The sequence below is a fragment of the Chitinimonas sp. BJB300 genome (genome assembly GCF_002735695.1).
In the GTDB taxonomy this organism is placed as follows: domain Bacteria; phylum Pseudomonadota; class Gammaproteobacteria; order Burkholderiales; family Chitinimonadaceae; genus Chitinimonas.
The window spans coordinates 24212-34659 of sequence record NZ_PDZH01000044.1 but is presented as its reverse complement, the minus strand read 5'-3'; the positions used below and the strand labels follow the sequence as shown (position 1 = coordinate 34659).

Genomic DNA, 10448 nt, shown 5'->3' with positions numbered 1-10448 from the left:
CTACCATCGCCGACAAGCCCGTTGCTGTCGCCGCACCAAACGTGCTCAGCAAATAGTCGGTGTACAAATCGAGTTCTTTGTTCTTCATGGCGACAGGTTATCGTATGCACTGCGTAACATCAGTTACAACGTCAAGCACAAGCCGCTCGACAACCTTGCGGTGCGTCGTGCGCTGGATATGGCCATCAACAAGAAAGCCATTATCGAAGCGGTCTACCAGGGTATGGGCCAACCTGCCGTTGCTCCGATGCCGCCTACGCAATGGTCCTACAACAAGAATCTGAAAGACGCCGCCTACAACACGGCTGCCGCCAAAGCTGAACTAGTCAAGGCCGGCTTCCCAAATGGCTTTGAGACTACCCTCTGGGCCATGCCGGTACAGCGCCCCTACAACCCCAACGCCAAGTTGATGGCGGAAATGATCCAGGCCGACTGGGCCAAGATCGGCGTCAAGGCCAGTATCACGACCTATGAATGGGGCGAATACCTCAAGCGCGCCAAAGCGGGCGAAATCGATGCCGGTATGTTCGGCTGGACTGGTGACAATGGCGACCCAGACAATTGGCTGGGCACCAATCTGAGTTGCGAAGCCATCGGCGGCGCAAACTACGCCCAATGGTGCGACAAGTCTTTCGACAAGTTGATAACCGATGCCAAACGTACAACCGATGTGAAGCAACGCACCGAGATGTATACCAAGGCGCAGGAAATCTTTAAGAAGGAACTGCCTTGGACCACGATAGCCCACTCGACGGTCAATGTACCGGTGCGCAAGTCGGTGCAGAACTTCAAGATCAGTCCGTTTGGCCTGATGGCTTTCTATGGTGTGTCGATTAAATAAGACCGCCATTGCAGGATGAAAAGGACAGGCATGCCTGTCCTTTTTTACGCCGCTTGTTCATTGGCATCCAGTCGATGCCTGTTTTCGCGAGATACCTCATGAAACTGATCAAATACACTGCCATTGCCCTTGCACTGTCCGCCGCCGCCCACGCCAAACCGCTGGTCTACTGCTCGGAAGCAGCACCCGAAGGTTTCGACGGCGGCATGTTTACCGCCGCTGCAACGCATGACGCCTCTACCGAGGCCATCTACAACCGTCTCGTAGAGTTCGAGAAAGGCGGCACGCGTGTCATCCCCGCCCTCGCTGAAAAATGGGACATCAGCCCCGACGGCCTCGAATACACCTTCTACCTGCGCAAGGGGGTGAAATTCCACACTACCGAGTGGTTCAAGCCCACCCGTGACTTCAATGCCGACGATGTGCTGTGGACCTTCCAACGGATGATTGATAACAAGCACCCAGGGGCCAAAGCCAGCCTGCAAGGATGGCCCTATGCAAGCGACATGGGTTTCCCATCCCTGATTAAATCCATCGAGAGGGTCAATGATTACAAGGTCAAGTTCACGCTGAGCCAACCCGAATCGCCCTTCATTGCCAACCTTGGCATGGGCTTCACTGATATTGTTTCGGCCGAGTATGCACAGCAATTGGAAAAAACCGGCAAACCTGGCGACATCAATCTCAAGCCCATCGGTACCGGACCCTACGTTTTCAAGCGCTACGACAAAGGTGCGCAGATCCGTTACGACGCCAACCCTAATTACTGGCGAGGCAAACCCGGCAGCAGCAAGTTGATCTTCTCCATTTCCCCCGATGGTTCGGTACGTACCCAGAAACTCAAGGGGGGCGAATGTAATTTAATGGTCTACCCAAACCCTGCCGATATCCCAAACCTTAAGGCCGACCCCAAGCTGACCGTTCTGCAAAACCCGGCGCTGATACTGACCTATGTTTCCTTCAACTCGCAGAAACCGCAGCTGAAAGATAAACGCGTACGCCAAGCCCTAGCCTACGCAATCGACAAACCCGCCATGATTAAAGCCATCTGGCAAGGCAATGCCACACCGGCACACCTGCCGTTGCCCTCGAAGATGTGGGGGTATAACAAATCCATTCCTGAATACAAACTCGACGTGGAAAAAGCCAAGAAGCTCCTCAAGGAAGCCGGCTTCGAAAATGGCTTTGACATCAACATTTTGGTTAGGAATGGCGGCAGCGGATCTAACCCCAATCCGAAATTAACTGCCGAGATGTTACAGGCCGACTGGAAAAAGATCGGCGTAAATGTGAAGGTGACAGTTATGGAGTGGGTGGAACTGCAAAAGCGCACCAAAGCTGGTGAACATGATGTAACCATCTACGGTTGGGCTGGCGACAATGGCGATCCAGACAACTTCCTAACGCCGAACTTGAGCTGCTCGGCAGCTGAATCAGGCGAGAACCGCTCGCGCTGGTGCAATAAGGAGTTTGATAGTCTTATCGCCAAGGCAAAGCGCACTACTGACATCAAGGAACGAACCAAGCTATATGAAGCTGCTCAAAGGGTGTTTATCGACGAAATGCCTTATGCTAGCTTGGTGGAACCGTTGATTACCGTGGCTTTCCAAAAGAATGTGGCGGGTTACAAGCTCAGTCCATTTATCAATAACAATTTTGAAAATGTATCGGTCAATTAAATCCTAAATCGATACGTCAATAGGAACGGTGGCTTGATGCCACCGTTTTTCACTGGAAATCCCATGCATGCCCGCATCAGCTTTATCACACTGGGTGTAACCAATCTGAAAAAGTCGCGCCGCTTCTATACCGAGATACTTGGCTGGTCGCTTTCCCCGAAAAGTCAGGATGGTGTTGCATTCTTCCAGCTCAATGGCTTCGTATTGGCTTTGTTTCCGGCGGAGGAACTAGCCAAGGATGCGGGGCTTGATAGCCAGACTGGCGCCTTCTCCCGCATTTCACTCGCGCACAACGTAGCTGAGCGGCTGGATGTGGACACGCTGCTGGCGGAATTGGCCCAGAAAGGCGCCACCATTACCAAGCCGGCGCAGGACGCCTTCTGGGGCGGTCGGCATGGCTATTTCGCCGATCCGGATGGCTATCTGTGGGAAATTGCCTGGAACCCCGGTGGTTACTTGGACAAAGCGGGCAATTTCTACTTTGAAGCGCCTCACGCTTGAACTTCAGCACACAACTCTAGAAGTTGGCTAGCAATGACGTTGCAGCGCTGCGCAGATCACTGGTGGGGTCTATCTGCAGCGTACAACCAACAGGCTGGTGTTTAAGCGGGCTGCTGCGACGGTAAGCTGGATCGTAATGGTGCGTTATGAGTTCAGTAAACAATGGTTGCATGGCCTGCTGTTCGATCAAGGCATGCCAGTGCTCGATCATCTGCTTGCCATGTAAGGCGGTCAGCCGGCTCAATTGGCTTTTGAACAGCGCCGGCTGGGCAAACAGATGCGCATAGTCGCGACACAAATAGGCGACTCGCGCATTTGTGTCGGCTTGCACTTCCACCACTCGCCCAGCCCGCATGGCTTGCATCAAGGCTTCGGGCAAGTGCAGCAAGCCCACACGCTTGCTTTCTGCTTCGATGAAAACAGGTCGGTCAGTATTCATACTTGCCAACGCCATCACGAGGTGACTATCAAACGCCTTCTGGCTAGGCTGAGCCACATCGGGTAATGCACCCAATATCGAGCCACGATGGCAGGCCAAGCCTTCCAAATCCATCACCTGCGCGCCTTGTGCTGCAAGCGCTTCCAGCAATCGGGTTTTGCCGCAGCCGGTGTAACCCGTCAGCAAGACAAACTGAAATCGGCCGGGTATATGGACAAGCTGCTCCAGCACCCATTGCCGATAGGCTTTGTAGCCACCTGCCAACTGCCGCGCCCGCCAACCGATCAGGTTCATCCAGGCAGTCATCGAACCGGAACGCTTTCCCCCTCGCCAGCAATACACCATGGGCCGCCAAGTGTGGGGCCGATCGGCAAACAAGGTGTCGAGATGCTGAGCTAGGTTGCGCGCCACCATCGCCGCCCCCACACGGGTTGCCTCGAAGGGATTCTGCTTATACAAGGTGCCAACCACAATGCGTTCCGCATCTGTCAGTACAGGTGCATTGATCGCTCCAGGGAGATGGTCTTGGGCATACTCCGCCGGGGTGCGTACATCAATGATCTCGTCAAAACGGGAACGCTCTGCTAGCGTCGCGAACTGATCTTTCACAGGCTTCAACCATGTCGATAAAACTGACTCAATTGTCCCACGGCGGTGGCTGTGGCTGCAAAATAGCCCCGGCTGTCCTCGCGGAAATGCTGGCCAAGCTGCCTGCTACACAAGCCTTTCCGCAACTGCTGGTCGGCACCGAAACCGCCGATGACGCTGCGGTCTACCAAATCAACGACCAACAGGCCGTCATCGCCACCACCGACTTCTTCATGCCGATTGTGGACGACCCCTACGATTTTGGCCGCATCGCCGCCACCAATGCGGTGTCGGACATCTACGCCATGGGTGGCACCCCTATCATGGCCTTGGCAATTGTGGGCATGCCGGTGAATAAACTGCCAGTCGAGGCGATTCAGCAAATTCTTGCTGGCGGGGCAGAAGTTGCTCGCCAAGCTGGTTTTCCCATTGCTGGTGGACACTCCATCGATGCACCAGAACCAATTTATGGTTTGGCGGTGATTGGCTTGGTCGACCCTAAGCGGGTAAAACGCAATAGCGCAGCCCAAGCAGGCGACCGACTTATTCTGGGCAAACCATTGGGCATCGGCATTCTGGGGTCGGCCATGAAGAAAGGGCTGTTGGATGAGCCCGGTTACGCCGCACTGATTGCCACGACTACCCAGCTCAACCAGGTTGGTAGCACCCTGGCGGGCCTGCCAGGCGTACATGCCATGACAGATGTCACCGGCTTTGGGCTGCTGGGCCATCTGCTGGAAGTCTGCCGTGGCAGTAAATTGACGGCCACGCTCAGTAGCCTATCGCTACCCCTGCTGGAAGCCGCCATTCGCTTCGCACAACAAGGCATCGGCCCCGGGGCTATCGAGCGCAACCTTGCCAGCTTTGGCGATGCGGTGACTTTTGCCCCGACAGTTGCCGATTGGCAGCGCCGTATCCTGGCCGACGCCCAGACATCCGGCGGCTTGCTCGTATCATGTGCGGAAAGTGAGGTAGAAAAGGTTTTGCAAACCTTCCACCAAGCCGGCTTTCACCAAGCAGCAGAGATTGGGCACTTGGCGACAGGCGTAGCTGGAATCGTCGTGGCCTAATATCCGCCACGTTGCCAAACAAAAAACGCCGGTACTTGATGGCTCGGCGTTTATGTAGAACCCTTAAATTACAACGGCTGGATATCGAGCTTGGCAAACAAGCGGCGATCGCCATCACTCTCAGGGTTGCCAGTGGTCAACAGCTTTTCGCCGTAGAAAATCGAATTTGCACCGGCTAGGAAACAAAGTGCCTGAACCGATTCCGGCATTTGTTGCCGACCGGCTGAAAGGCGGACAAAACTTTGGGGCAACACCAGCCGGGCAACGGCAATCGTGCGAACGAATTCGCTCCAGTCAATACCCTCCACATCGGCAAGCGGCGTCCCTTCCACTTTGACCAGATTGTTGATGGGCACCGATTCGGGTTGCGGGTCCAGGTTGGCCAGTTGCACCAACAGCCCAGCGCGTTCCTCACGGGTTTCCCCCATGCCGACAATACCGCCGCAGCAGACATTCATCCCAGACTCGCGGACTTGGCGCAGGGTATCCAAGCGGTCGTCATAGCCACGCGTGCCGATGATGTCTTCATACTTTTCCGGCGCGGTATCAAGGTTGTGGTTGTAGTAGTCCAAACCCGCATCCTTCAGTTGGCCAGCCATACCCTCTTTCAGCATGCCCAATGTAGCGCACGTTTCCATGCCCAACGCCTTTACGCCGGCAATTATCTGCTTTACTTCTTCCAGGTCACGCTGCTTGGGGCCGCGCCACGCAGCGCCCATACAGAAGCGCGATGCACCGGCTTGCTTAGCTGCCTGCGCAGCTGCCAAGACTTCTTCCAACGGCATCAAATCCTGGCTGGCCACGCCCGTGTCGTAACGCACTGACTGCGGACAATAACCACAGTCTTCGGGGCAACCACCGGTCTTTATCGATAGCAGTGTCGACAATTGCACCCGATTAGGATCAAAGTTTTCGCGATGCACTGTTTGGGCGCGGAAGAGCAGGTCGTTGAATGGCAGACTGAATAGCGCGGTTATGGCTTCCAATGTCCAACGCTCGGTCTCTGCATGGGGAAGCAGCTTCTTGTGAAAAGTAAGCGCCTGGGGCTCGATTGCTTGATTCATAAAGGGAAGCCGGGCATGAAGTTGTTAGAATTGCTGCGAATTCTTGGCCGGACCGCCTCCATTGTCAAATTTCAGTCGATATTTATTGGACAAGTGCTCGGGATTTACGCAGCGCGCGCTCAATCTGATGCTGCCCCAGCACTGCGTACTGTGCGCCGCGCAAAGTGGTGCGAGCGGGCTATGCGCGCCGTGTTTGGCTAACATGCCGCAGTTGGGGCAATTGCGTTGTCCCTGCTGCGCCCTACCCACTCCCCAGGGTGAGCGCTGTGGGGGCTGTCTTCAACATCCGCCTGGTTTCGATAGCACTATTGCCGCATGGGCTTATGATTGGCCGCTGGACCGGCTTATCCCCGCTTATAAATATGGCGCTGAGCTGGCTTTGGCGAAGCCCTTGGCTGAGGGACTCATCTTAAATGCCAAGTCGGCACCACGCCCTGATCTGCTCCTGGCCATGCCCTTGCATCCAACCCGCCTGCAGGAACGTGGCTTTAATCAGTCGCAACTACTGGCGGACCTTCTAGCCAAGGCATTACGCGTTCCTGTGCGATATGACGTGGTAGAACGCATCAAGCTCACGCCACCTCAAGCGAGTTTGCCGCGCGATGCCCGCCGCACTGCGATCCGGCAGGCATTTCGGGTTCGCGAGGCGGTTTCCGGTATGCATATCGCCCTGGTAGATGATGTAATGACGACCGGCGCCAGTCTGGATGAACTGGCAAAAACATTAAAGCAAGCCGGTGCCAGCCGTATCGATTGTTGGGTGATCGCCCGTACGACAAATTAAGTGAGAGAACATGCAAAAACCCGATTGCATCAAGCATTACACAGACATCCAGGAAGCTGACAACAAGCACTACCCAGGCAGCGCAGAGTTGCACTGTATTACCGCAAGGTTTGGTAAGACATTCGGGTTTGAACGACTGGCTATCCATCACCAGATATTGCAACCAGGTCGTCGCACTTCATGGCCGCATGCTGAGAAAATCGAGGAAGAGTTCGTCTATATCATCGAAGGGACACCAGAAGTATGGCTTGATGGCGTTTTGTACAAACTGCAACCAGGAGACGGAGTTGGCTTCAAACCCGGCGACGGTTTGGCGCATACCTTCATCAATAACACGAATACCGATGTCCACCTGCTGGTGGTTGGTGAAGTAGACCAAGATTACAACCAGGTCCATTACCCTATGCACCCTGCCCGTAATACCGAGATCGGTGCAGCTCACTGGAAAACCATCCCCCAGCGCGCTATCGGCCCGCATGATGGCCTACCCGATGCGCTACGTGCCCAGTTCAACAAGGACTAGCCATTGTTTGCCGTAATTTTGTTCCAGCCGGAAATCCCACCGAACACAGGTAATATCATTCGCCTTTGTGCCAATACCGGTTGCGAATTGCACCTTGTCAAGCCTTTGGGCTTCCCACTCGAAGACGCGAAACTGCGCCGTGCGGGGCTCGATTACCACGAGTACGCGAATATGCAGGTGCATGAGAACTGGGAAGCTTGTGCAGCCGCGTTAGCGGGCCGGCGTATCTTCGCATTAACCACACGCGGCGCCCGGCGCTACGATCAGGTCGCCTATCAGCCGGGCGATGTTTTCTTGTTTGGCCGGGAGTCCGCGGGTTTACCAGACGAACTACGCAACGGACTCGCGCCAGAACAACGCATCAAGCTGCCCATGCGTCCTGATAACCGCAGCCTGAATCTCTCCAATGCAGTCGCGGTTACGGTATTTGAAGCTTGGCGCCAACATGATTTTGCAGGCGGTTTGATTTAGGTGCTTGTTCCGTGCAGATTGTAAGCAGGCCTACTCATTCTTGGGTCGGTCTGCCACGTTTACCTGATTTTTACCTGATTTTTTGGCTTCATACATAGCATGGTCGGCGCGTTCCACCGTGGCCTCAGGATGTTCTCCTTGTTCGTAGCGGGTAATGCCGGCGGAGAAAGTAATCAGTACACGCTCGTTATTATTAAGAAAGAAACATCGGGTCAGTTCGCGCTGTACGCGCCGCATAACACTCACAGCTTCAGACAAGACCAATTCGGGCAGTAACACCACAAACTCCTCACCACCATAGCGGGCGACGATATCGGTTGGCCGCAGCACTTCCTTGATCACTTTGACCAAGTGAACCAGCGCATCATCACCGGCTTGGTGGCCCCGCTGGTCATTCAATTTCTTGAAATTATCGATATCGAGCAAAGACAGGCATAACGGCTTGCCGCTACGCTCCGCACGTGCAATCTCCGCCATGAAAGCTTCGTTGAAACCGCGTCGGTTCAGCGCCCCAGTAAGTTGGTCCTCCCGAATTTTCTCGCTGACCTCACGTAGCTGGCTTTCCAATTCGGTAATACGCATGTCAGCAGCAGCAGCCTCAGTCCGCGCTGCTATTATTTCATCGCGCGAGCGCGCCATATCCAACTGCATTACCCGCGTGTCCTGCATCAACTCATCCAGAAGGACGTTAAGCTCAGGAATACCCTGCACTGCCGCTATACGGCTGGTGTAAGCCTCGATCTTCGTGTGGTAGCCACCCGTGCTATCCGCCATGCCACCCAAACGGTCGATAAACAGCGAGATCATGTTGCGTAGCGCTTCCTGGGCCTCATCCAGGTTGTGTTTGAGCATATTCTGTTTGTAAAAAACCTCCTTAAAACCCGCCTCGGCTTGGTAAAGCCGATTAATGCTGAGCGGCTTGGCCAATAGATCATGCACCACCTCTACCTGGCCCCGTACCCATTCATCCGCGCCAGATAGATCAACCAAATTGTCACTTAACAAGAGCAACAGATTCACCAGGGCAGTAGCAATCCGCTCGTCCTGTTCTGTTTGCAGTGCGAGTTGCAACCAAAAGCGCTTCAGACGCTGGGCCAGAAAATCCAGCCCCGGCTCGCTACTAACCGACTCGGCTGCCAAAGCAAGACTGGTTACTTCCTCCACCAAGCCGGGGTAGCCCATCAGGCGTCCGGCCAGTCCGTCTCTCAGGGCGATAACCAACATATCACGCCAACGTTGCCAATCAAGCGCAGCTTCTGCCGCTACGCCGGCTGCCGGTGGTAGAACGACACTCGCCAAGGCCTGAGGCACTACACCACTATCGGCATTAGGCACATCACTGGGCGATACTTCAATATCGCCTTCACCCCCACCGCCATCAGCCCAGCTGCGTATCAATGCATCCAGCTTCTCATTCAACAAACTCGGGTAATTGCCAAAATTCAACAACACCTTGGCCAGCGACTCCCGCTTACGCGTGGCAGAAAAATGGGGGCTGCGCAGGTCCCACTGATTCAACAAATCACGAATCAACTCCGACCAGGCACGTGCCAATCCTGCTTGGCCACCCTGAGCTTCGATGGCTTGTAACAAAATCGGAGGAATAATCGCCCAGTCGCGTGAGATTGCCGCTTTCTCAATCTGCGAGATCTGTCGGTGTAAATCCGGGGACTGCTTAGGAAATGCTTTCAATGCCGCGAGCAACTCTGTCGCCAATGCATTGACAAAACCACTCTGCCCCGTCTTGCCCTCAGCGATTTCGTAGTAAACCTCTTCGTAGCGCTCAGGTGTAGGAGGAATACGACGAGCCGTAAGCAGCTTGAGCGCCTCACGCGCAAGATCAGTGGGATTGCTGAGCTTATTGGTCATGCCGGCAGGTCTTAAAGAGACGCTCAGGGGGAAAAGTTATTGGCAGATTATAGAAGTTGCCTGTCGGCAGTGCCGGAAAATCCACTTTCAGACCAACCCAAAACAGAAAAGGGTGTTCGATTACTCGAACACCCTTTTTACTATCTGCCTACCGTTCCAGCCTATGCGCTGACGACGGTAACCTTCAAGTTGGCGGTTACATCGTGATGCAGCGCAACTACCAAGTCGTATTCGCCGATAGCCTTGAACGGACCTTCGGGCAAACGAACCTCCATCTTGGTAACCGTCACTCCAGCAGCAACAGTGATGGCTTCAGCCAGATCCTGGTTGGTCACCGAACCAAACAGACGGCCATCAACACCAGCCTTCTGAGCGATGGTCACGGCAAAACCTTCCAGCTTTTCTGCACGCGCTTGAGCTTGGGTCAATACTTCAGCTTGCTGAGCTTCCAATTCAGCACGGCGGGCTTCGAAAGCCTTCAAATTGGCTTCCGATGCACGCTTGGCCTTGCCTTGCGGAATCAGGAAGTTACGGGCATAGCCAGGCTTCACGTTAACAACGTCGCCCAGGCCACCCAGGTTAGCTACTTTTTCCAGCAGAATAATTTGCATGTTCTTTA

Annotated in this window: 12 protein-coding genes; 8 read left to right on the top strand and 4 right to left on the bottom strand. The window is 54.6% G+C overall.

Annotated features, from left to right (window positions below):
- The 3 genes from CSQ89_RS09540 to CSQ89_RS09530 form a co-directional block, all read left to right on the top strand.
- Positions 1–841, top strand: an 841-nt coding sequence (locus CSQ89_RS09540) for an ABC transporter substrate-binding protein (protein WP_233203037.1), incomplete at its 5' end; no start/stop codon positions are given.
- A gap of 98 nt (positions 842–939) precedes the next feature.
- On the top strand, positions 940–2520 hold the full coding sequence (locus CSQ89_RS09535) for an ABC transporter substrate-binding protein (RefSeq protein ID WP_099405932.1): 1581 nt from the start codon (positions 940–942) through the stop codon (positions 2518–2520).
- A 63-nt stretch (positions 2521–2583) separates the two neighbouring features.
- Entirely contained in the window at positions 2584–3021 is a 438-nt protein-coding gene (locus tag CSQ89_RS09530; RefSeq protein ID WP_099405931.1) for a VOC family protein, read from the top strand.
- 16 nt (positions 3022–3037) lie between these two features.
- On the opposite strand, the gene mnmH is transcribed toward CSQ89_RS09530, so the two are convergent.
- Positions 3038–4069, bottom strand: a complete 1032-nt coding sequence (mnmH, locus tag CSQ89_RS09525; protein ID WP_099405934.1) for a tRNA 2-selenouridine(34) synthase MnmH — start codon at positions 4067–4069, stop codon at positions 3038–3040.
- 11 nt (positions 4070–4080) lie between these two features.
- On the opposite strand from mnmH, the gene selD reads away from it, so the two are divergent.
- On the top strand, positions 4081–5118 hold the full coding sequence (gene selD / locus CSQ89_RS09520; protein ID WP_099405930.1) for a selenide, water dikinase SelD: 1038 nt from the start codon (positions 4081–4083) through the stop codon (positions 5116–5118).
- Positions 5119–5186: 68 nt separating this feature from the next.
- On the opposite strand, the gene bioB is transcribed toward selD, so the two are convergent.
- Positions 5187–6182 carry a biotin synthase BioB gene (gene bioB, locus CSQ89_RS09515; RefSeq protein ID WP_099405929.1) on the bottom strand — a complete coding sequence of 332 codons (996 nt, stop codon included), beginning with the start codon at positions 6180–6182 and terminating at the stop codon, positions 5187–5189.
- Between the two features lie 15 nt (positions 6183–6197).
- Here bioB and CSQ89_RS22880 point away from each other — a divergent pair, with 15 nt between their 5' ends.
- Genes CSQ89_RS22880 through CSQ89_RS09500 form a run of 4 tightly spaced genes read left to right on the top strand, consistent with a single transcriptional unit; the run spans position 6198 to position 7960 of the window.
- Positions 6198–6383, top strand: a complete 186-nt coding sequence (locus CSQ89_RS22880; RefSeq protein WP_186293356.1) for a hypothetical protein — start codon at positions 6198–6200, stop codon at positions 6381–6383.
- Positions 6310–6966, top strand: a complete 657-nt coding sequence (locus tag CSQ89_RS09510; RefSeq protein WP_099405928.1) for a ComF family protein — start codon at positions 6310–6312, stop codon at positions 6964–6966. The genes CSQ89_RS22880 and CSQ89_RS09510 overlap by 74 nt, the downstream gene beginning before the upstream one ends.
- Positions 6967–6976: 10 nt before the next feature.
- Positions 6977–7489, top strand: a complete 513-nt coding sequence (locus CSQ89_RS09505) for a cupin domain-containing protein (protein WP_099405927.1) — start codon at positions 6977–6979, stop codon at positions 7487–7489.
- 3 nt (positions 7490–7492) lie between these two features.
- Complete coding sequence (locus CSQ89_RS09500; RefSeq protein WP_099405926.1) at positions 7493–7960, top strand: tRNA (cytidine(34)-2'-O)-methyltransferase; 468 nt, start codon at positions 7493–7495, stop codon at positions 7958–7960.
- Between the two features lie 30 nt (positions 7961–7990).
- On the opposite strand, the gene CSQ89_RS09495 is transcribed toward CSQ89_RS09500, so the two are convergent.
- The gene (locus CSQ89_RS09495) at positions 7991–9829 is read right to left on the bottom strand and encodes a GGDEF domain-containing protein (protein ID WP_099405925.1); all 1839 of its coding nucleotides are present in this window, start codon (positions 9827–9829) and stop codon (positions 7991–7993) included.
- A gap of 161 nt (positions 9830–9990) precedes the next feature.
- Complete coding sequence (rplI, locus tag CSQ89_RS09490; RefSeq protein ID WP_099405924.1) at positions 9991–10440, bottom strand: 50S ribosomal protein L9; 450 nt, start codon at positions 10438–10440, stop codon at positions 9991–9993.
- Between the last annotated feature and the right edge of the window lie 8 nt (positions 10441–10448).

Coding starts and splice junctions, on each gene's coding strand:
- CSQ89_RS09510 (WP_099405928.1), top strand. CDS start 6,310: ATGCTGCCCCAGCACTGCGTACTGTGCGCCGCGCAAAGTGGTGCGAGC.
- CSQ89_RS22880 (WP_186293356.1), top strand. CDS start 6,198: ATGAAGTTGTTAGAATTGCTGCGAATTCTTGGCCGGACCGCCTCCATT.
- CSQ89_RS09505 (WP_099405927.1), top strand. CDS start 6,977: ATGCAAAAACCCGATTGCATCAAGCATTACACAGACATCCAGGAAGCT.
- selD (WP_099405930.1), top strand. CDS start 4,081: ATGTCGATAAAACTGACTCAATTGTCCCACGGCGGTGGCTGTGGCTGC.
- CSQ89_RS09530 (WP_099405931.1), top strand. CDS start 2,584: ATGCATGCCCGCATCAGCTTTATCACACTGGGTGTAACCAATCTGAAA.
- CSQ89_RS09535 (WP_099405932.1), top strand. CDS start 940: ATGAAACTGATCAAATACACTGCCATTGCCCTTGCACTGTCCGCCGCC.
- bioB (WP_099405929.1), bottom strand. CDS start 6,182: ATGAATCAAGCAATCGAGCCCCAGGCGCTTACTTTTCACAAGAAGCTG.
- CSQ89_RS09495 (WP_099405925.1), bottom strand. CDS start 9,829: ATGACCAATAAGCTCAGCAATCCCACTGATCTTGCGCGTGAGGCGCTC.
- rplI (WP_099405924.1), bottom strand. CDS start 10,440: ATGCAAATTATTCTGCTGGAAAAAGTAGCTAACCTGGGTGGCCTGGGC.